Source organism: Streptomyces sp. XH2 (assembly GCF_049725035.1).
Classification (GTDB): domain Bacteria; phylum Actinomycetota; class Actinomycetes; order Streptomycetales; family Streptomycetaceae; genus Streptomyces; species Streptomyces roseoverticillatus.
The window spans coordinates 139,670-158,633 of sequence record NZ_JBMMMZ010000003.1 but is presented as its reverse complement, the minus strand read 5'-3'; the positions used below and the strand labels follow the sequence as shown (position 1 = coordinate 158,633).

Here is an 18,964-nt window from a genome sequence, read left to right as displayed (position 1 = left end):
AGAAAAACCCGTCGTGCGCACTCTCCTGCCCCGATTCGCGGCCCCTGGTGCGTCACAAGCCGCGACGGTCATTCCTATGATGGGCGCACGACACCACGGACCGCCGTCGACCAGGCAAGGTCCACAAGGTGCACGGCGGCGCGATGGTGGAGGGGTCGATGACTCAGGGGGCCGGTCAAGGACCCGCGGCACGGCACACGGCGGGCATCCCGCCCTTCCCCGGCTACGCCGCGCCTCCCGCGGCCTCCGGCCCCGTGTCGCCGTACGCCCAGTCCGCGCCCCCCGTGCAGCCGCCCATGGACGCTCCCGACGGCTACACCCCGACCGCGCGCGACCTGCCGGTGATCGGCCGTGCCGCCCGCCAGGCGCTCCCTCAGGACGTCCCGACGGTCGAGCTGACCCCGCTCCCCGATCCGCACCCGCCGGCCCCGCAGCACCCCGCCCTGGGCCCGCTCTACGTCGTGGGCGACGTCCACGGCTATCTGGACGAGCTCTACGAGGCCCTCCAGGCCGAGGGGCTGATCGACGAGACGGGACACTGGGCGGCCGGCAACGCCCGCCTGTGGTTCCTCGGCGACTTCACCGACCGCGGCCCCGACGGCGTCGGCGTGATCGACCTCGTCATGCGCCTGTCGGCCGAGGCCGCGGCCGCCGGCGGCTACTGCAAGGCCCTCATGGGCAACCACGAGCTGCTGATCATCGGCGCGAAGCGGTTCGCCGACACGCCGGTCAACTCCGGCGCCGGCACGGCCTCCTTCCAGGCGGCCTGGCTGCTCAACGGCGGCCAGCGCTCCGACATGGAGCGCCTGGAGGACCACCACCTGCAGTGGATGTCGCGGCTCGACGCCATGGCGAAGGAGGACGGGCACCTGCTGGTGCACTCCGACACCACGGCCTACCTGGAGTTCGGCGACTCCATCGAAGACGTCAACGACTCGATCACCGAGGCCCTGCAGCGCAACGACCCGGACGAGGTCTGGGACCTCTTCCGGAAGTTCACCAAGCGCTTCGCCTTCCGCGACGAGGAGGCCGGCCCGATGGCCGTGCGGGAGCTGCTGGACACCTACGGCGGTGGCCGGATCGTGCACGGCCACAGCCCGATCCCGTACCTCCTGGGAGAGGTCGGCACGGAGGACGCGGACGCCGAGGACGACGGAGCGCCGCTGGTGAGCGGCCCGCACCTGTACGCGGACGGGCTCGCCCTCGCCATGGACGGCGGCGTCACGATGGCCGGAAAACTGCTGGTCGTGCAACTTCCGCTGGCTGACTGAGGGTTCAGCGGGCAGACGGACGGGCAGGTAGGGAGTTCCACCGCCGCGGGGGTAATTCGGGAAACACGCTGTCACCCCGCACCGGTACGGCTCTACCATCGGCTTATCCGTAGCAGGCTCTCCTCCGTTTCCGCCCACTGCCCGGTGTAAGCCGGCTACACGGCCCTACGGAGCATCGGGGGATGCACATGAACAGCGCTCCGCATCTGCTGGCCGAGGACCGCCCGGAATTCGAGCGGGTTCTCGACCAGGCGCTGCGTACCGCGAACCATGACCCGGAACTCGCCGCTGCGATAGGACAGCGGCTCAATACAGAACAGCTGCGCGAGATGGCACTCGGCTCCGTGTCCGCCATCACGGCTTGTGCAGCGGTCGAATACCAGAACTACATAAGGGCGCGCGATGCACTGCGCGCGCTCTCCGCCACGGCACGCCCCCAAACCGTAGGTGCCGGGGGCGCACCGGATGACGAAAGCGCTCCCTCCGGTGAGGCCGCCCCCGCCGCACCGGAGGACGAGCCGGAGGAGTCCTCGGGCGCGGGTGCCGGAGCGGTGCTCGCCGTGCTGGCGCCGGTCCTCGCCGGGATCGCCGCGCTGATCTTCCTTGCCATCGGCTACGTCCTGCGGTCCATCGGGTCGGACACCACCGTCGCGGACCCGATGATCAGTGTGGGCTGGTGGTTCGCCGGGCTCACGGCGGCCGGCGTGTTCATCGCCATGGTCGGCATCGTCCTCACGGCGGTGCGCAACGGCTCCTCCGAGGGGAGTGATGCGCGAGGGGTGCACGTCCAGGAGGATGCCGACCGTGCCAGAGAGGCATGGCGGCAGGCTTTGATCCACCGCGGTCTGCTGCCCTTTGTCCGCGATGCCCTGGCCAATGCTCCTGCGGGCCCGGGCACTCGCCCGCGGCCGGGTGCCGGCCCGGATCCGTCCGCCTCGTTCGTCCCCGGGCGCCGGGAGGGCAACGGCCGTACGCCGCAGCTGGGGTACTCCCGGCCCGGCTTCACCAGCCCCGACAGCGATTCGTCCCCCGGCAGCCGCGCCGGCTACACGAGCCCCGACTTCACCAGCCCCGACTACGGCGGCCCGGACCACCACCCGGAGTGAGGGTCCGGGCGGCGGTCCGGGGGTTCCGGGTGCCTGCGGTCAGTCCGCGATCGGCAGGTAGACGCGGTTGCCCGCCGCCGCGAACTCCTTCGACTTCTCCGCCATGCCGGCCTCGGGGTCGACGGCCAGGTCACCGCCGTGCTCGCGCCGGATGTCCTGCGAGATCTTCATGCTGCAGAACTTCGGCCCGCACATCGAGCAGAAATGCGCGGTCTTCGCCGGCTCGGCGGGCAGCGTCTCGTCGTGGAAGGCCCGCGCCGTCTCCGGGTCGAGGGCCAGGTTGAACTGGTCCTCCCAGCGGAACTCGAAGCGGGCGTCCGACAGCGCGTCGTCCCACTCCTGCGCCCCCGGGTGCCCCTTGGCGAGGTCCGCGGCGTGCGCGGCGATCTTGTAGGTGATCACACCGGTCTTGACGTCGTCCCGGTCCGGCAGGCCCAGGTGCTCCTTGGGCGTGACGTAGCAGAGCATCGCCGTGCCCCACCAGGCGATCATCGCGGCGCCGATGCCGGAGGTGATGTGGTCGTACGCGGGTGCGACGTCGGTCGTCAGCGGGCCGAGGGTGTAGAACGGCGCCTCCTCGCAGATCTCCTGCTGGAGGTCGATGTTCTCCTTGATCTTGTGCATCGGGACGTGGCCCGGGCCCTCGATCATCGTCTGGACGTTGTGCCGCTTGGCGATGGTGTTGAGCTCGCCGAGCGTCTTCAGCTCGGCGAACTGCGCCTCGTCGTTGGCGTCCGCGATGGAGCCGGGGCGCAGGCCGTCGCCGAGCGAGTACGTCACGTCGTAGGCCGCGAGGATCTCGCAGAGCTCCTCGAAGTTCTCGTAGAGGAACGATTCCTTGTGGTGGGCCAGGCACCACGCGGCCATGATCGAACCGCCGCGGGAGACGATGCCGGTCTTGCGGCGGGCCGTCAGCGGGACGTAGCGCAGCAGCACGCCCGCGTGCACGGTCATGTAGTCGACGCCCTGTTCGGCCTGCTCGATGACCGTGTCCTTGTAGATCTCCCAGGTGAGCTCCTCGGCCTTGCCGTCGACCTTCTCCAGGGCCTGGTAGAGCGGCACGGTGCCGATCGGCACGGGGGAGTTGCGCAGCACCCATTCGCGCGTGGTGTGGATGTTGCGGCCGGTGGAGAGGTCCATGACGGTGTCGGCGCCCCAGCGGGTGGCCCACGTCATCTTCTCCACCTCCTCCTCGATGGAGGAGGTCACGGCGGAGTTGCCGATGTTGGCGTTCACCTTCACCAGGAACTTCTTGCCGATGATCATCGGCTCGATCTCCGGGTGGTTCACATTGGCCGGGAGGACCGCCCGGCCGGCCGCGATCTCTTCGCGGACGGTCTCGGGGGAAACGTTCTCCCGGAGGGCCACGTACTCCATCTCCTCGGTGACCTCACCGCGGCGGGCGTACGCGAGCTGGGTGACGGCCTGCCCGCCGCGGCCCCGGCGGGGCTGGCGCGGACGGCCCGGGAAGACCGCGTCGAGGTTCTTCAGGCCCCCGCGCGGCGACGTGTGCTTGATGCCGTCGTCCTCCGGGCGCATCGGGCGCCCGGCGTACTCCTCGGTGTCACCACGGCCGATGATCCAGTTCTCCCGGAGCGGCTGGAGGCCGCGCCGGACGTCCGTCTCGATCGCCGGGTCGGTGTACGGGCCGGAGGTGTCGTACAGCTGTACGTCCTGCCCGTTGGTGAGGTGGACCCGCCGAACCGGCACCCGAAGGTCCGGACGCGAGCCGGTCACGTAGTCCTTGTGCCAGCCGATCTCCCGGCCGGATTCGGACGTGCGTGCATCCTGCGAGGTCATGAGACCAGAACTCCCTACGCCGGCATTACCCGGTAACAGGTTCGGCGGTCGGCGCAGCGATCTTCCGTACGAATCTCCGTACGGAGGTCAGCGCCCTCTCAGCCCGGTGCTCCGAGCTCCCGCGATTGCAAAGGTGCCACCACGCTAGCGCCTCTCCCGTACGGAGGGCCAGGGGGGCTTGCGATGATGCGGGCGTGACCCCCACGGACCAGCATTCCCCCGCCCACCCCCACGAGGCCGGCCCTCCGGCCGCTCACGAGCATCCGCCCTCCCCGGCGCACGGCCACTCCCACGCCCACAGTCACGGCCATGGCCACGGCCACGGCCCGGCCACCCCCGTCTCCGCCCACCTGCGCAAGGTGATCGGCGCGATCCTCATCCCCTTCGCCGCCGCGGTGCTCACCGGCCTGGTCGTGCTGTGGCCCGGCGGCGCGCCGGCGCACGAGCACTCCGGGCTCGGTCTCGACCAGAAGACGGAGTCGGGCCGCGTCGTGAAGATCGAGGAGCTCGACTGCGCGAAGGCGGGCGCGCAGCCGCAGCAGCCGCCGCCGGAGGCGCAGGGCGGGCCGGGGGGCCCGGGCGGCCCTCCGCAGGCGAAGGGCCCCTGCGAGAAGTCGGAGATCGAGGTCACCTCGGGCCCCGACAAGGGCCGGACGTTCACCGAGCTCGTCCAGCCCAGCGCCTCCCGGCACTACACGGTCGGCCAGGAGGTCGTCCTCGCGTACGCACCCAAGGCGCCGAAGAACCTGCAGTACTCCGTCACCGACGTGGACCGGACGCTGCCGATGGCGATACTCGCGGCGGTCTTCGCCCTGGCCGTCGTGGTCGTCGGCCGGCTGCGCGGGGTCTTCGCGCTGATCGCACTGGTGATCAGCTTCGGGGTGCTCACGCTGTTCATCCTCCCGGCGATCCTGCAGGGCTCCGATCCGCTGGTGGTCGCCGTCATCGGCGGCAGCGCGATCATGCTGATCGCGCTCTACATGTGCCACGGCCTCACCGCCCGTACGTCCGTGGCCGTGCTCGGTACGCTCACCTCGCTGATGCTCATCGGCCTGCTCGGCTCGCTGTTCACCGGCTGGGCCCACCTGACGGGCAACACCGACGACCAGACCGGGCTCGTGCACAGCCTCTATCCGGAGATCGAGATCCGCGGTCTGCTGCTCGCGGGGATCATCATCGGTTCGCTCGGCGTGCTCGACGACGTGACGGTGACGCAGACCTCCGCGGTGTGGGAGCTGAAGGACGCCGACCCGAGCGCGAGTTGGCGCAAGCTCTACGGGGCGGCCATGCGCATCGGCCGGGACCACATCGCGTCGGTCGTGAACACGCTCGTGCTGGCGTACGCGGGTGCCTCGCTGCCGCTCCTGCTGCTGTTCTCGATCGCCGACAGCGGGGTGGGAACGGTGGCGACCAGCGAGATCGTGGCCGAGGAGATCGTACGGACCCTCGTCGGCAGCATCGGGTTGGTCGCGTCGGTGCCGGTGACGACCTTGCTGGCAGCCCTCGTTGTCAGTGCCGACCGGCACAATGCGAGTACGGGGAACGGCGCGCGCCCGGGCGCCGGCCGGGGTGCCGGTGCGCGAGCAGGCGGGCGCGGCAGGTCGAAGGGTGGCAGGCGCCGGCGCGCCAAGTGACCGCGCGGTGCCGGGCCGGCCGATCACACAGGGGGGGAGCCGCAGGTGGTCGGGGAGCAGGGCAGGGTGACGGGCACGGTCGGGCCGGGGCTGGTCGGCGAGGTGATGGTGCGGGTCCGCGGCGGGGCCGAGGCCTTCCTGGCCTACGCGGCGGAGCCGGGAGAGCGGATAGAACGCGGAACGGTGGTGGTGATCATGGAGTATCAGCCGCCGCGCACGGTCTATGTGACCTCCGCCTACGGGTGAGGACAGAGGGCGTGGGGTCTGCTGGGGACACGGCGTCGGCAGGGGCACGCGCCTGCTTACGGGTGAGACGGCCGGGGCAGAGGGGGCATGAGGGGCGCTGCACCGGTCTCATAACCCTGCTGTGTCACGCCCGTGCACACCTCTCGTATCAGGACCGTGCCAAGCCGCGTCCGGGTCTTCACCACCGGCTCGCGTGGGAGCACACTTTCGAGCTCGGGCCCCGTCGCGGGGCCCATAAGGGGGGCTGGACGCATGCTCATCGGCGTCGTGGCGGGGGTCGTCCTCGTCGCTGCGGCCATCGTGGTCGGGCTGTTCAAACTGATGTGGCGGGTTGCCGAGCCCAATGAAGCGCTCGTCATCTCCGGTTCCAAGCACCGCACCGAGGGCCTGGAGGAGGGGATGGGGTTCCGGATCGTCACGGGGCGGGGGACGCTCGTGCTGCCCGGGGTCCAGGTGGTCCGGAAGCTGTCGCTCGACCTCAACGAGGCCGATCTCCATGTGGATTGTGTGACCAAGCAGGGCATCCCCCTCAAGGTCCACGGTGTGGTCATATTCAAGGTGGGCGACGACTTCGTGTCGATCGCCAACGCCGCGCGGCGCTTCCTCGACCAGCAGAAGTTCATGGGCGAGCGGGTGCACAACGTCTTCGCGGGCCATCTGCGCTCGATCGTCGGCGGTCTCACCGTTGAGGACATGATCCGCGACCGGGAGCGGCTGACGGGCGAGACCCGTGCCGCCTCGGGCACCGAGATGGAGAAGCTCGGGCTGATCATCGACTCGCTGCAGATCCATGAGATCCAGGACCCCACCGGCTACATCAAGAACCTGTCCGCGCCGCACGCCGCGGCGGTGCAGCGGGACGCCCGGATCGCCCAGGCCGAGGCCGACCGGCTGGCCACGGAGGCGGAGCAGCAGGCCGCGGCCCGGATGGCGCAGGCCCAGCGCGACTCGGAGATCCTGCAGGCCGGCTATCAGGCCGAGCGGGACAGCGCGGCGGCGAAGGCGCGGCAGGCGGGTCCGCTGGCGGACGCCGCGGCCCAGCAGGAGGTCGTGGTCCAGGAGACGCGGGTGGCCGAGCTGGCGGCGCACCGGCGGGAGCAGCAGCTCCAGGCGGACGTGCGCAAGCCCGCGGACGCGGCGGCCTACGAGAAGCGCACCCTGGCGGAGGCGGAGCGCGATGCCCGCATCTCCGCGGCCCAGGCGAAGGCCCGGGAGACGGAGCTGGCCGCGGCCGCCGAGGCGACGCGCGTGAAGGCGGCCGCCGGTGCCGAGGCCGAGGCCACCAAGGCGCGCGGCGCCGCGGCGGCGGACGCGACCCGGGCGACGGGTGAGGCCGAAGCGGCGGCCGCGCGGGCGAAGGGTCTGGCGACGGCCGAGGCCGCCAAGGCTCAGGGCCTGGCGGAGGCGGAGGCGATCAAGGCACGGGCGGCGGCCCTGGCGGAGAACCAGGAGGCAGTGGTCGCTCAGCAACTGGCCGAAAAGTGGCCCGAGATCGTACGTGCGGGGGCTGAAGCCTTCGGAAACGTTGACCACATGGTGCTGCTCAACGGGGCCGACGGGATGTCCGAGATGTTTGCGAAGGCGCTGACGATGGGGGGTACGGGGCTGGGCCTGGCGCGGCAGCTGCTCGCGGCCATGGGCACGGCAGGAGCGGCGGGCGCGGCGGACGGATCGGGCGTGCCCGGTGGGAACGGTCTCGGCGGCCCCGGTGCCGGACAGGCCGGCAAGAACGGCGGCTCGGGGGAAAACAGCAGCTCAGGGGCGCTGGGGGCCGGGACGGCGCCGAAGGGCGCGCCCCCACGCACTGAGCGGGTGCCGGTCCGGGACGAGGGCGGTGCCGGCGGAGGCATGCCGGGCCGCTAACCGGCGTTCTGCCCCTCGGTGTTGCCGGCGAGGATGTTGTCGAGGGCCGCGGCGAGGTCGTAGTCGAAGTCGGCGACCGACCGCTCCTCGCCGAGCGGGGCGATGCGGTCGGTCCGGTCGAGGAACGCCACGAGGGGCGCCGCGCCGGCCCGGAACAGGGCCCCTTCCGAGCCCACTTGCAGCCGGATGAAGACGTCCGAGAGGTGCTCGGCGGAGGCGGGGGCGATGTGCACATCGCCCTCGCCGGAGGGCTGGCTGAGCCCGTCGAGCAGCAGCTCCCTAGCGAACGCCCAGGTCACGGGCGCGTCGCCGGGAAGGTGGAAGGTGAACTTCACCGCGTAGGGATCACTGCTGTCGTAGTCCAGTCCCACCGGGATCCGGAAGGACAGCTCCTCGGACACGAGGAAGGTCATGATCACTTCTGCCTGAACCGTTTCACGCATCGCCCAATGCCCCGTATTCGTCGTTTTGGCCGGGATTGGCTCCTCGCGCCCCGGACGCCATCGCTCGACGGCATCCACGGATCACGAGGAGTGATTCTTCAGCTACCGATAGAGACCGAGACTGAGCTTACGAGCTCTATGACTCTGGAGCGTAGCGACTCGACTACGGGGCGGAGTCGTTCCGGGGGATTCAGGGCAGAGAAATTGCCAGAGCCGTCAACACCGGTCCGGGCGGCGACCGGAAGGACGAGCTCCCAGAGGGCCCGCGGGCCCACGACGAGCGCCCGTGACGGCCCGCGGCCGGCGCTCGACGGCCGGCGGCTACCAGTCGCTCTTCGACGAGGACGACGACGTGAACTTCTTGACGATGAAGATCAGCCCGCCGATGAGCGCGACCAGCAGCAGGGCCTTGAAGACCAGCGCTATGACGAAGCCCAGCACGGTCATGATCAGACCGCCGAACACCACGAGGACGAGCGCCGGCACGGCGATCCACTTCACCCACCAGGGCAGTCCTGCGAAAATCCCCTTCTCGGCCATGTCGTTCGTCCCCTGCTTTCCGCTTCGTGGTCCTGGAGCCCTGCTGCTCCGGCCTTGCTTCGATGCTAGGACGGACAGGGGTCCGGACGGGGCTTCCGCAGCCCCCGTCGACCCCTGAGCGTCCCCCTACGGGTTCCCGGGGCGAACCCTCAGCTCTCAGGCGGAGAGAAGACCACCAGAACCCTCAGAGGCTCGCTGATGTGGTGGAAGCGGTGGGTGACCCCGGCCGGGACGTACACCACGCTCCCCCGCCCCACCTGCGTCGTCTCCTCCCCCACGGTGATCGACGCCCGGCCGCTCATCACCACGTACACCTCGTCCTGGGCGTGCGGGGTCTGCGGGTCCATCTGCCCCGCGTCGAGCGCGTACAGCCCGACCGACATGTTCCGCTCGCGCAGGAACTGCAGGTACGCACCGTCGTTCGCGAGGCGCTCACCCTCCAGTTCATCCAGCCGGAAGGCCTTCATCTACCGTCCACCTCTTGCCGCTCCTCGTCCGTGACCGGTCCGTGCGCCGGCCTCCGACCGTGCTGATCCGCGCCGGGCGGGCGCGTCTGCAACGATCTCACCATGAAGAATTTCGTAGTCAAGACGATCGCCAACGCGGCGGCCCTGGCGGTCGCCATCTGGCTGCTCAAGGGCATCACGCTCTCCGGTGAGAACACCGTGCGCAAGGTGCTCACGCTGATCCTCGTCGCGCTCGTCTTCGGCGTGGTCAACTTCATCGTCAAGCCGGTGGTGAAGCTGCTCTCGTTCCCGCTGTTCATCCTCACCCTCGGCCTCATCACGCTGGTGATCAACGCGCTGATGCTGCTGCTGACCTCGTGGATCGCCAAGGAACTGGGGCTCGCCTTCCATGTCGACGGGTTCTGGAACGCCCTGGTCGGCGGCGTGATCATCTCGGTCGTGGCGTGGGCGATGCACGTGATCCTGCCGGACGAGAAGGACTGAACCGGCGCCGGACGACGGGACGTACAAGGATGACCGGACGGGCGAGGACGAAGGAGCAGCCGATGACAGGCGACGGCACCCGGGCCGTACGAGCGGGCCTGCCGGAACCGCGGGCGAACGAGCCCGCGCTCCCCGGCCCGGCCTTCGCCGCCCACTACCACCTCCCGGGCGAGGTCTCCGGCCCGTACACGTACGGCCGCGAGGCCAACCCCACCTGGGCCGCCCTGGAGAGCGCCATCGCCGTGCTGGAGACCCCCGACGGCCCCGGCCCGGCGGCGGAGGCGGTCACCTTCCCCTCCGGGATGGCCGCGATCTCCGCCGTGCTCCTCTCCCAGCTGCGGCCCGGCGACACGGCGGTCCTGCCCTCGGACGGCTACCAGCTGCTGCCCGCGCTGCGCGACCGCCTGGAGGCGTTCGGCGTCGCCGTGCGCACCGCCCCGACCGCCGGGGACGCCCAGCTCGCCGCGCTGGAGGGGGCACGGCTGCTGTGGCTCGAATCGCCCTCCAACCCCGGCCTCGACGTGTGCGACATCCGCCGCCTCGCCGACGCCGCCCACCGCCACGGCGCGCTCGTCGCCGTCGACAACACCCTCCCCACGCCGCTCGGCCAGCGCCCCCTCGAACTGGGCGCCGACTTCTCCGTGGCCAGCGGCACCAAGGCCCTCACCGGCCATGGGGATCTGCTCCTGGGGTACGTGGCCGCACGCGACCCACGGCTCACCGCGGCCGTACGGGACTGGCGCAAGGTCGCGGGCGCGATCCCCGGCCCCATGGAGGCCTGGCTGGCCCACCGCTCCCTGGCGACGCTGCACCTGCGCGTGGACCGGCAGGCGGCCACAGCGCTCGCACTCGCCGAAGCCCTGCGCGACCGGCCCGAAGTGACCGGCCTGCGCCACCCCGGGCTGCCCACCGACCCCGCCCACGCGCTCGCCCTGCGGCAGATGCGCGGCGGCCGCTTCGGATGCGTGGTCTCGTTCGTCCTGCCCGGCCGGGCGCACGCCGAACGCTTCCTGACCGCCCTGCGACTCGTCGACGAAGCGACCAGCTTCGGCGGCGTCCGGTCGACGGCCGAGCGGCGCGGGCGGTGGGGCGGCGACGCCGTGCCGGAGGGGTTCATCCGCTTCTCGGTGGGCGTCGAGGACACCGAGGACCTCGTCGCGGACGTGCTCGCCGCGCTGGACGAGGCGGTACTGGACGAGGCGGTGCCGGACCAAACAGACGTGGACGGGACGACCCGTCCACAAGGACGGCTCGAGTCTCCCCCCTCAAGAACCTAGCTCCCCCTGACTGACCTGGGGGAATGAGGCTCTCAAGGCCCCTGACCTGCACCTTTGTGCGTTTCAGAGCGTTTCCCGCATCGCTGCGTTTTGGGGGCTCGCGCTCCCCAAACGCTCCCCCGTTCTCCCCAGATTCTCCCCACGGGGAGGACCCTCTTCGCCCCCCGCTCCGCAGGTCCGAGCCGGGGGGCGTCCTGCTGTCTGCCCTTCCCCGTGTGAAGGCCGCACCCCCGGATGGGCCGAGGTGACGGCCGTTACGGCGGCGGTCATCGGCCGAGTCAACTGGCCCCGCCTCGTGGGCAAACAAGACAGCGCCCCGCCCGGCACGACGGCCGGACGGGGCGGGTTCCTGCCCTGCGATCAGATCAGCGTGGACCTGTGACGCCCATGGGCGCGATCTTCGGGGCGCAGTCGGGGCACGCAACCCGGGCGTACCCGGGTCCACTTGTGCCCTGGATGTAGGCGACGGTCACGGGGGCCACAGTCCCTCTACCGCAATTGCAGCAGTGAGCCGGGCGGTTCGCCGGGACCTCGGGAAACAGTTCGTCGTAGATGTTCATGCGGTCACCGCCGCCGGGTACGGGTGGGCTCCGTCGTAGGTGTACTCGTAGTCGTAGCCCATGACGCCGGCCACGAGGGCCACGCATCGTTGCCGCTGTCGCTCCCGCTTCTCCAGCTCCTTTTGCCAGTGCTGCATGTAGAGGGGGACGAGCGGGCGCGTGCTCGGGGGAAGGGGCATGGTCCTGGTGAGGACGTGGACCGGGATGGGGGTCCGGGGCGCGCAGATGACCACGGACCCCTGCGTCAGGGCGGAGTGCGGCGGGCGGAGGGCCTTGACGGGGACGGCCGGCGGCCGGGTCCTGGCAGTGTCACGGCAAACGGCCCGGTGTTTTCCAGCGGGCAGCAGTAGACGCAGGGCCCACGCTAAGAAACGGGCGATAGAGTCGCGCAAGGTCGTTCAGCTCCTCGAAAGCTGTCGGCTAGCCCCGGCACGCCGCTTAGGACCGGCTGTGTCGGGGCGTTCTTGTTGGAGACGATAGACCTTAACGTCAAGCGACGTAAAGACTGGTAAAGGCACGTAAGGCGTCGTCCCCTGACGTGCCCCTTTGTGACTTGCCGATAGGGCGTCGCTACGGTTTGCCGTATGGGTTACGAGCCGGACGCCAAGATCATTCGGGACGCGCCCGAGCCGCCGTTTCAGCAGCTCACGGGCATTCTCAAGGCGCGCATCCAGCGCGGGGACTGGAAGCCCCGGCGACCTATCCCGTCTGAGGCGCGATTGACCGAAGAGTACGAACTCTCACGCCCCACGATCCGCCGGGCCATCGCCGCCTTGGTGGAAGAGGGCGTCCTCTTCGTTGTCCCGCAAAGGGGGACGTACGTTGCGGGTGAGAAGGAGCATGGAACGGCGTGACCGGAGACCCGGTGCGCCCTGGGACAGACGGCTGCATCTGGGCTCGGCCAGCAGCCGAGCCCAGATGCCGGAGCCGTTGGCTCAGATGCGGTCGGCGAGTGTGCCGGTCGGGTCCTTGAACAGCGCGTCCAGCTCAGACAGGCGTTCGGCGCGGCGTGCCATGAGGTAGATGCGGTTGTGGGTGCGCTGGACCTCGTGCAGCAGGGCGAACCCTTGGGTCTCGTAGTAGCGGACCAGGCCGGGGAACATGCAGCCGCGCCGAACCCACTCTTTGCCTTCGCGAGCGGCGTGGTCCACGGCCCACAGGGCGATCAGGGTTCCGGGCTTCTGATCGCGGTATGCCGGATCGGTCACCGTTGTGAAGAGGTAGTGGGCGGGCTCGGCAAGTTCTTCGGGCGTCCACCCCCAGGGCGGGGTCTGGTCCTGCACGGTGGTGCAGCCGACGATCCGGGAGGCGTCCTCCTCCAGCACCCACATGCCGCCGTGGGAGTTCTCGGCCTGGGCGGCCAGGTTGTCGGCGCTGTCACGCCAGGTCGGCATGCCGCGTTCCTCCAGCCACGTGGAGCGGGACCGGATCAGGGCCGCGACTCCGGGAATGTCGGCCGCCGTGGCCAGGCGCATGGTGAACATCTGTGACCTCCGCATCTCCGAGGGGCTGTGGCAGCCTCCCACGGTCAGGTGTTGCGTGTGGGGGGTTCCGGTCTGGGCGGACGGCGGAACCCCCGTGGGGATTACAGGAACGCGCGGGTGGCGAGGTGGAGGTCGATGACCTGAAGGAGCTGCGCGTCACCGTCCTCGCGGTACGTCCCTTCGCTGAGTCGGCGCACGGCCTTTCGGAGGCCGTCGGGCTTGACGAGCCCGTGGTCGAAGAGCGGCGATCCTTCGTGCAGCATGCGGGCGAAGAGCGGGCGGCCGTGCGTTGTCAGGGCGTGCTGGACGACTTCGGCGAAGGACTCGCGCTCTGCGGGTTGGGTGACGTCTTCGCTGAGCCCGAGTGCGGCGAGTCGGCGGCGCTGGAGCTGTTTGAGTTCGCGCCAGTCCATCGGCAGCCACTCGCCGAGTTGGACCATGTCGGGGTCGGCGAACGGGTGGACGGGCCAGATCCCTTCGCGTAGGAGGACTGGGGCGGTGGTCTCCAGAGAGAGCAGGCTCATGGAGTTGACGATGGCCGGCGGGGCGATTCCGTCGTCCGCGAACTCAAGGGCCGCTGCCGCGCGCTCGCCGATCCACGGGAGAAGGTGGACGTCCTTCAGATCGCCCATGGCTTTGTGGGGGTACTCCTCCTGCGACAGGGCCACCATTTCATCACCGCAGAGTCCGGTGACCACGGTGTGGGCGCCGGCCGCGGCCAGGGCCTTGGTCATGCGGGTGAACGGGTGGTGAAGTGGCTCCTCGTAGGGACTGATGAGGGCACCGCGGACCCGGTCACAGTCGGGGTGGAGGGGGGTGTCCCTCATAGCGTCGATCAGGTCGTCCCGGGCGGCGAAGGGAACAGCGGCGCGCATCTCCTTGCGCCGGCGGATCTGCTGTGCCCGGCCGGGGCCGCCGATCAGGAGTGCAGAGGTGTTCAGTTGGCCGGGGAAGCGTTCGGCAGCGCGGGTTGCCAGGGTGCCGGAGTCGAATCCCCCTGTCAGGTGGAAGACGGTCTTGGAGGGGTCCAGTGGGCGCAGGTCCATGGCGTCGTCCATGGTCGCGACGAAGGCGGCCAGGACGTCGGCGTCCGGGGCGAGTTCGCGGGGGCCGCTGTGCAGGGCGGGCGCGGGGTAGCGCAGGACGAGGTGTCCGCCATAGTGGGCGGTGGCCCGTTCGGTGAGCCGGTGGATTCCGCGGAACGGGGTGTCGCTGCTGTACCGGGGCCGGTAGATCAGCAGCCGCGCGACCTCGCGGGAGTTCAGTCCGGTGATGTGGTCGCGCAGGTCGGCCATGTCCCAGGACCCGTGAAGGCTGGTGTCGTCGTGGGCCAGGTAGAGCGGTGTCGTCCTGCACGCGCCGGCAGTGACCCGTGCCGGTTCCTGCGGCGTGGTCTCCACCAGCACGTAGTCCGCCGGCCATTGCTCGGCCAGGCACCGTAACGTGTCGTACTCGCTGGGGCTGACGGTGCGGGGCGCGGGGGTGCAGGAGGGGCGGCCCGCCACTCGCTCGCGGACGACGAGCAGGGTGCGGTGTCCGTCGCTGACAGCGAGCTGTTCCACCATGGGGTGGGCGTAGGGGATGACCTCGCTGGAACGGTCGGCGGTGGTGTACCGGTCGCCGGTCCAGGACCAGCCGGTGTCGGCGCTGTAGGGGGTAAGACGCAGCTTGATCACGATGCCTCCAGACGGTCCGGGGCACGACCGAAGGGGCCGTGCCCCGGGAGCGATCAGGGTGTGGTGGTCACACCTTGGTGGTGTCGTAGGTCATGGCGCCGTCGGACGAGCCCGATTCCTTCTTGTACTCGTGGGTCTCGGCCGGCGACTGGACCCGTCGCTGCACCTTGGTCGTGAAGAGTTTTTCGGCGTGTCGCACCCGCTTCGGCGGGGGCAGGAATTCGTCCACTGTGCTCCTCCTACGCGATGCGGTACGGGGAACGTCCCCGTACCGTCGTGCGGTGGTGCGGGTGGTGCGGGTGGTGCACCCGCCCGGCCGAAACTCCCCAGGATCGGCCGGACGGGCGTCTTGGGGCCCGCCCCTTCACCAGGCGGACGCATCGGGGGGATCGCCCGGCATCCGGTGGAGGGGCAGGCGGCTCTAGGTGGGCCCGGCCCTGCCGCGAACGGCTCCCTCGGGGGCGTCGCGGCCGTTCGAGAGCACGTAGGCGAAGCCCTCCACGACCGTGCGGAACTCCTCGTGCCAGTCCTGGGCAGCGTGCGCCATGCAGGCGTCCTGCATGGGTTCAGGCGCCTCTGCTCCCCTGATCTTCCATGCACAGCCCAGGCAGTCCGCGCTGTACGTCACGGTCTCCGGATGCACGGTGATCGCGTAGGCGGCTTGATCCGCATTACTGTCCGTCTCCACGGGGTCCCGATGACTACCGCCGAGGTCGTTCCGGTCACTGACGGCCGCGGGAACCTGGATCTTCGGCAGCTGCGCCCGCTCGCGGATGCCCAGGGGCTGACGGAGCACGTAGGAAATCCCCTGGACCCGGATGCGGAACTGCACGTGTCCAGACTTGCCGCCGCCATGCTCCACGCACGCGTCGTGCACGGGCTCAGCCGACCCTTTCCCTCTGACTTTCCATGTGCAGCCGAGGCAGTCAGCGCCGTAGGTCACGGTGTTCGGGCGTGTGGTGATCTTGCACTGCACGTGTCGGATTCTGGTGCGGGTCACCACGGGCGCCACCGGCGTTCTCGATTGATCACCGCGACGCGGGCCCTGAGTCGGTCTTTGTCGTTAGCGGGACGATAGGTAGCGGTCTGCCACGGCTCCCCACCGCCCAACGGAGCGATGCTCACGACGTCACCGTCCCAGCGGACGACCCTGCCGATGCGGTCGCGTGTCGTGTCGGTGACCAAGTCGCCGATCTCCAAGGACCACTTCACGGTGCCGCCTCGGGATACCACGAACGTCGGGCGCTGCTCGCCGGCGGCGAAGAGCTTCTCGGCATCACCCATGGTGCACCTGCCTCTCGTGGTAGGTGCGGACGACGGTGACCTTCTGGACCTTGGCCACGTCCCCCTGAAGGGCGGCCTCGTGCTGAACAGTGCGGATCTTGCCGCAGGTGGGGCACCCAGCGGCCGTGACCCTGAGGACGCGCGGTCTACCTCCGGCCACGGCGTGCCGCCTCCCAATTGGTGATCAAGGGGCTGCCGTCCGGGCACTCATCCACTTCCGTGCCGACAGCGATGCCGGACGGTCCGGACGAGTGCGGCAGGGAGATCACTTCCGGACTGTCTGCCGACTCCCCCAGGTCCCGGCGCACCACGAGGACGCCATCGGCCCCGCGGGCGGCAACCCGGGCGAGGACGGCCCGCGCCTTGCTCGCTCCGGGGATCACCACGCCTCCCCGTTCGCTTCCTCCGGGCCGGTGAGCCGCTTCGCGTATACGAACCCGCCGTCCTCTTCGATCTCGCGGAGGGTCTGCTTGTACTCGTCAAGCGACGTCGAGATCATCGAGCGCCAGGCGGTCAGGATCGCGCCGGCTTCTCCGCGGCGGAGGTGACCGAGCACGGAAGCCAGCCCTTCGCGTTCCCACGGCGGAACGGCGCGACGATCGCTCTCCACGATCAGCGCGGCAACGTCCCATCCGAGGACGTCGGCGGTCTCCAGGCACCCCTGGCGATGTAGCTCGACGTCAACACCCTCGACACCGGAGAGGTAGATGACGCAGCGGAAACGTCCGATCTTCGGCGTAAGGCCCGCTGCCGCGTCTGCCAGTGCGCGCCGTCGTTGACGATCGCCTTCCGTCCGGCGCGCGTCCGGCGGGTGCTGCTGGGGTTCGGTCCTCTGGTTGCTGACCATGCGGGAATCGTGCTCGCTCAGGACACCGAGCAGAAGTGACGGAGCGTACGACCTTGCTAGATCGTCAGTGACGACTCGTACGCTCCGTATGACTCACGTGATCAAGGGCACCCCAATAACCTCGCTGATGTGACGGACCTTGGCCGTGGAGACCTTCGCGATGCGTTGGCCGATGACGCCAGGCAGGGCCTGATGCCGAACCCATTCGGGGGCGTCGAGACCCACCTCGATCAACGTGCTGGCTGCCTGGTCATGAAGGCCGGCGGCGCACTGAGCGAGGGCCACGTCGAGCTTGTACCGGTTCCTCGCGACCTTGGACATCTGCCGGGGGATATCAGCCATGTCACGCTCGTTGGCCAACTTAAGAGCGCGCCCGTAGTTCTTGAGGGCTACGTGAATCCCAACAGCTTCCGTCTTCGCCGCTGTTGGGCCGAACGCGGTCCCGTACAGCTTCTCATCACGGCCGAGTCGCGCGGCTGCGGCGTGGGCCTGCGAGATGTAATCGTCAGCCGCTGCCTCGTCCTCCCGGCGTGATGCCGCCACGGCGGCCGAGATCATCAGGCGCCCGTAGGCAAGCAGTTGCGGCCTGGACGCCTTTCGGAAGGACGGCTCAATCGCCAGCGCGGCCCGCTCGGCAACGGCAACCGCCCGGGGAGTCTTGGCCCCACGCAGGTAGATCCAAGACAGTGTGGATTCGAGGAGCGCCAACATAATGGGGTCGTCGACTTCCTGAGCGCGCAGTTTCGCCGACGTGAGCGCGCTCAGCGCCAGGTCCCGCAGACCGAACCCGTTAGCGCACGATGCGGCTACGCGGTACGTGCTGGCCAGGATGAGCCCGAGCTGCTCTCGTTCCGTGCCGGTAGCACTGTCGTACCTGACGTGCCCCTCCATGAGGACTTTGGAAGCCATACTGCTGACACCCGCTGTGTCGCTTTTCCAGAATGCAGCCCATGCGAGGTCACGCGCCTTACCCAGCGCGGCGACCGAACTCGGATCATCGATCCCCTCCCACTCACCGAGGGCGCTGTCGTGCACCGCGTCCGACAGTTGCCGGAGCGCGGCGCGGTCGCTGCGATTCATACCGCGGCGGGGTGCCTGCTGTCCGAGGATCACGCCCACATCCGTGTTGAGTGCGCTGGCGAGTTTCAGCAGGGACCCAACGGATAGTTCACCGCGGTCCTGCTCCGCCTTCTGCACAAGGGCGAGAGAGACGCCGGCCGCCTCGGCCAGCCCCTGTTGAGTCAGATCGGAGCCCCGAAGGTGCTTGATCCGCTTACCGTTTGTCAGATCGGCCCAGTTACTCACGTTCACCTCGGGGAGTCAGCTAGAACTCTGCGGCGCGTCAATTCCGATGGTAGGCCCGCGCCTGCTCCGCACGGTTCCAGCGTCAACGACGAAAGACCCCCGTACCGGTTGGACCGGTACGGGGGCTGTATCAGTGGCCGGTGGCGGCCTGCCAGAGGGCTACGGCGAGGCCGAGCACGGCGACGAGGGCCGCGAGGCTGGGCAGTGGCCATCGGTTCCGTTCGAGGGCGGCGAGGCGGGTGTCGTGGTCGTCGAGCTTCCGTTCGCTCTGGTCGGAGCGCTGAACGAGTAGGCCGAGGGCGCCGTCGACGCGGGCGAAACCAACCTCGACGGTGGCGCGGAGCCGTTCGAGCTCCAGGGCTACGGCGCCCGTGTCGGCCGGGTTCGGGTCGGTCACGCGCTGCCCCCGCGGTCGACGGCGGGGAGCTGGTCGTCAGGGTGGGCGGTGCGGAGCCACATGGGCAGGAGGGCCTGAACGCCGGGGATGGCCATGATCCGGGTAAGGCCGGCGGCGACGGCGAGGGCGCCGGCCGCCCACGGCAGGGTCGCAGGGATACCTGCGGCATCAACGATCACCGGCAGGAGCGCGGCAAGGGTGATCGCGGTCTGAACGGTCGTGCGGATGGTGCGACGGGTGGCGTCGGTCATACGTCGTGGGTCTTTCTCTGGGGGCAGGGG

Annotated in this window: 22 protein-coding genes; 8 read left to right on the top strand and 14 right to left on the bottom strand. The window is 69.8% G+C overall.

Going from position 1 to position 18,964, the window contains the following annotated elements:
- Positions 1–158 precede the first annotated feature (158 nt).
- A complete protein-coding gene (locus ACOTKD_RS07725; protein ID WP_424888118.1) occupies positions 159–1,271 on the top strand; it encodes a metallophosphoesterase in 1,113 nt (370 codons plus the stop codon).
- A 182-nt stretch (positions 1,272–1,453) separates the two neighbouring features.
- Positions 1,454–2,377, top strand: coding sequence for a hypothetical protein (locus ACOTKD_RS07720; RefSeq protein WP_424888117.1), 924 nt, complete (start codon positions 1,454–1,456; stop codon positions 2,375–2,377).
- 39 nt (positions 2,378–2,416) lie between these two features.
- On the opposite strand, the gene thiC is transcribed toward ACOTKD_RS07720, so the two are convergent.
- The gene (gene thiC, locus ACOTKD_RS07715; RefSeq protein WP_424888116.1) at positions 2,417–4,177 is read right to left on the bottom strand and encodes a phosphomethylpyrimidine synthase ThiC; all 1,761 of its coding nucleotides are present in this window, start codon (positions 4,175–4,177) and stop codon (positions 2,417–2,419) included.
- Between the two features lie 194 nt (positions 4,178–4,371).
- Here thiC and ACOTKD_RS07710 point away from each other — a divergent pair, with 194 nt between their 5' ends.
- The 3 genes from ACOTKD_RS07710 (at position 4,372) to ACOTKD_RS07700 (ending at position 7,920) form a co-directional block, all read left to right on the top strand.
- Positions 4,372–5,811, top strand: coding sequence for a YibE/F family protein (locus ACOTKD_RS07710; RefSeq protein ID WP_424888115.1), 1,440 nt, complete (start codon positions 4,372–4,374; stop codon positions 5,809–5,811).
- Positions 5,812–5,856: 45 nt separating this feature from the next.
- Complete coding sequence (locus tag ACOTKD_RS07705) at positions 5,857–6,057, top strand: hypothetical protein (RefSeq protein WP_106674848.1); 201 nt, start codon at positions 5,857–5,859, stop codon at positions 6,055–6,057.
- A gap of 252 nt (positions 6,058–6,309) precedes the next feature.
- Positions 6,310–7,920, top strand: a complete 1,611-nt coding sequence (locus ACOTKD_RS07700) for an SPFH domain-containing protein (RefSeq protein WP_424888114.1) — start codon at positions 6,310–6,312, stop codon at positions 7,918–7,920.
- Here ACOTKD_RS07700 and ACOTKD_RS07695 read toward each other — a convergent pair.
- The 3 genes from ACOTKD_RS07695 to ACOTKD_RS07685 form a co-directional block, all read right to left on the bottom strand.
- Positions 7,917–8,363, bottom strand: a complete 447-nt coding sequence (locus tag ACOTKD_RS07695; RefSeq protein ID WP_030366799.1) for an SsgA family sporulation/cell division regulator — start codon at positions 8,361–8,363, stop codon at positions 7,917–7,919. The genes ACOTKD_RS07700 and ACOTKD_RS07695 overlap by 4 nt on opposite strands.
- A gap of 321 nt (positions 8,364–8,684) precedes the next feature.
- Positions 8,685–8,903: a DUF5326 family protein gene (locus tag ACOTKD_RS07690; RefSeq protein ID WP_424888113.1), complete on the bottom strand. Its 219-nt coding sequence runs from the start codon at positions 8,901–8,903 to the stop codon at positions 8,685–8,687.
- A 149-nt stretch (positions 8,904–9,052) separates the two neighbouring features.
- Positions 9,053–9,370: a cupin domain-containing protein gene (locus ACOTKD_RS07685; protein WP_030366801.1), complete on the bottom strand. Its 318-nt coding sequence runs from the start codon at positions 9,368–9,370 to the stop codon at positions 9,053–9,055.
- Positions 9,371–9,472: 102 nt separating this feature from the next.
- On the opposite strand from ACOTKD_RS07685, the gene ACOTKD_RS07680 reads away from it, so the two are divergent.
- Both ACOTKD_RS07680 and ACOTKD_RS07675 read left to right on the top strand, forming a co-directional pair.
- Entirely contained in the window at positions 9,473–9,853 is a 381-nt protein-coding gene (locus tag ACOTKD_RS07680) for a phage holin family protein (RefSeq protein ID WP_424888112.1), read from the top strand.
- A gap of 62 nt (positions 9,854–9,915) precedes the next feature.
- Positions 9,916–11,130, top strand: a complete 1,215-nt coding sequence (locus ACOTKD_RS07675) for a cystathionine gamma-lyase (protein ID WP_424888111.1) — start codon at positions 9,916–9,918, stop codon at positions 11,128–11,130.
- Between the two features lie 556 nt (positions 11,131–11,686).
- On the opposite strand, the gene ACOTKD_RS07670 is transcribed toward ACOTKD_RS07675, so the two are convergent.
- Entirely contained in the window at positions 11,687–11,923 is a 237-nt protein-coding gene (locus tag ACOTKD_RS07670) for a hypothetical protein (RefSeq protein WP_424888110.1), read from the bottom strand.
- Positions 11,924–12,274: 351 nt separating this feature from the next.
- Here ACOTKD_RS07670 and ACOTKD_RS07665 point away from each other — a divergent pair, with 351 nt between their 5' ends.
- Positions 12,275–12,544 carry a GntR family transcriptional regulator gene (locus tag ACOTKD_RS07665; protein ID WP_367129885.1) on the top strand — a complete coding sequence of 90 codons (270 nt, stop codon included), beginning with the start codon at positions 12,275–12,277 and terminating at the stop codon, positions 12,542–12,544.
- 81 nt (positions 12,545–12,625) lie between these two features.
- Here the strand turns inward: ACOTKD_RS07665 and ACOTKD_RS07660 are convergent, their stop codons facing one another.
- From ACOTKD_RS07660 to ACOTKD_RS07620, 9 genes are all read right to left on the bottom strand, one after another.
- Positions 12,626–13,174: a GNAT family N-acetyltransferase gene (locus ACOTKD_RS07660; protein WP_424888109.1), complete on the bottom strand. Its 549-nt coding sequence runs from the start codon at positions 13,172–13,174 to the stop codon at positions 12,626–12,628.
- Between the two features lie 101 nt (positions 13,175–13,275).
- On the bottom strand, positions 13,276–14,850 hold the full coding sequence (locus ACOTKD_RS07655; protein WP_424888108.1) for an asparagine synthase: 1,575 nt from the start codon (positions 14,848–14,850) through the stop codon (positions 13,276–13,278).
- 67 nt (positions 14,851–14,917) lie between these two features.
- Positions 14,918–15,079: a hypothetical protein gene (locus ACOTKD_RS07650; protein WP_311613370.1), complete on the bottom strand. Its 162-nt coding sequence runs from the start codon at positions 15,077–15,079 to the stop codon at positions 14,918–14,920.
- A 192-nt stretch (positions 15,080–15,271) separates the two neighbouring features.
- Entirely contained in the window at positions 15,272–15,646 is a 375-nt protein-coding gene (locus ACOTKD_RS07645) for a hypothetical protein (RefSeq protein WP_424888107.1), read from the bottom strand.
- Positions 15,647–15,846: 200 nt separating this feature from the next.
- A complete protein-coding gene (locus ACOTKD_RS07640; RefSeq protein WP_424888106.1) occupies positions 15,847–16,134 on the bottom strand; it encodes a hypothetical protein in 288 nt (95 codons plus the stop codon).
- 379 nt (positions 16,135–16,513) lie between these two features.
- Positions 16,514–16,981, bottom strand: coding sequence for a hypothetical protein (locus tag ACOTKD_RS07635; protein ID WP_424888105.1), 468 nt, complete (start codon positions 16,979–16,981; stop codon positions 16,514–16,516).
- Between the two features lie 93 nt (positions 16,982–17,074).
- On the bottom strand, positions 17,075–18,286 hold the full coding sequence (locus ACOTKD_RS07630) for a helix-turn-helix domain-containing protein (protein ID WP_424888393.1): 1,212 nt from the start codon (positions 18,284–18,286) through the stop codon (positions 17,075–17,077).
- Between the two features lie 130 nt (positions 18,287–18,416).
- Positions 18,417–18,683: a hypothetical protein gene (locus tag ACOTKD_RS07625; RefSeq protein ID WP_424888104.1), complete on the bottom strand. Its 267-nt coding sequence runs from the start codon at positions 18,681–18,683 to the stop codon at positions 18,417–18,419.
- Complete coding sequence (locus tag ACOTKD_RS07620; protein WP_424888103.1) at positions 18,680–18,934, bottom strand: hypothetical protein; 255 nt, start codon at positions 18,932–18,934, stop codon at positions 18,680–18,682. Before ACOTKD_RS07620 ends, ACOTKD_RS07625 begins: the two co-directional genes overlap by 4 nt.
- Between the last annotated feature and the right edge of the window lie 30 nt (positions 18,935–18,964).

What these genes read in the sequence shown, in the direction of transcription:
- ACOTKD_RS07640 (WP_424888106.1), bottom strand. Translation starts at nt 16,134, where the DNA reads ATGGGTGATGCCGAGAAGCTCTTCGCCGCCGGCGAGCAGCGCCCGACG.
- ACOTKD_RS07680 (WP_424888112.1), top strand. Translation starts at nt 9,473, where the DNA reads ATGAAGAATTTCGTAGTCAAGACGATCGCCAACGCGGCGGCCCTGGCG.
- ACOTKD_RS07675 (WP_424888111.1), top strand. Translation starts at nt 9,916, where the DNA reads ATGACAGGCGACGGCACCCGGGCCGTACGAGCGGGCCTGCCGGAACCG.
- ACOTKD_RS07635 (WP_424888105.1), bottom strand. Translation starts at nt 16,981, where the DNA reads ATGGTCAGCAACCAGAGGACCGAACCCCAGCAGCACCCGCCGGACGCG.
- ACOTKD_RS07690 (WP_424888113.1), bottom strand. Translation starts at nt 8,903, where the DNA reads ATGGCCGAGAAGGGGATTTTCGCAGGACTGCCCTGGTGGGTGAAGTGG.
- thiC (WP_424888116.1), bottom strand. Translation starts at nt 4,177, where the DNA reads ATGACCTCGCAGGATGCACGCACGTCCGAATCCGGCCGGGAGATCGGC.
- ACOTKD_RS07695 (WP_030366799.1), bottom strand. Translation starts at nt 8,363, where the DNA reads ATGCGTGAAACGGTTCAGGCAGAAGTGATCATGACCTTCCTCGTGTCC.
- ACOTKD_RS07620 (WP_424888103.1), bottom strand. Translation starts at nt 18,934, where the DNA reads ATGACCGACGCCACCCGTCGCACCATCCGCACGACCGTTCAGACCGCG.
- ACOTKD_RS07665 (WP_367129885.1), top strand. Translation starts at nt 12,275, where the DNA reads ATGGGTTACGAGCCGGACGCCAAGATCATTCGGGACGCGCCCGAGCCG.
- ACOTKD_RS07725 (WP_424888118.1), top strand. Translation starts at nt 159, where the DNA reads ATGACTCAGGGGGCCGGTCAAGGACCCGCGGCACGGCACACGGCGGGC.
- ACOTKD_RS07720 (WP_424888117.1), top strand. Translation starts at nt 1,454, where the DNA reads ATGCACATGAACAGCGCTCCGCATCTGCTGGCCGAGGACCGCCCGGAA.
- ACOTKD_RS07700 (WP_424888114.1), top strand. Translation starts at nt 6,310, where the DNA reads ATGCTCATCGGCGTCGTGGCGGGGGTCGTCCTCGTCGCTGCGGCCATC.
- ACOTKD_RS07660 (WP_424888109.1), bottom strand. Translation starts at nt 13,174, where the DNA reads ATGTTCACCATGCGCCTGGCCACGGCGGCCGACATTCCCGGAGTCGCG.
- ACOTKD_RS07685 (WP_030366801.1), bottom strand. Translation starts at nt 9,370, where the DNA reads ATGAAGGCCTTCCGGCTGGATGAACTGGAGGGTGAGCGCCTCGCGAAC.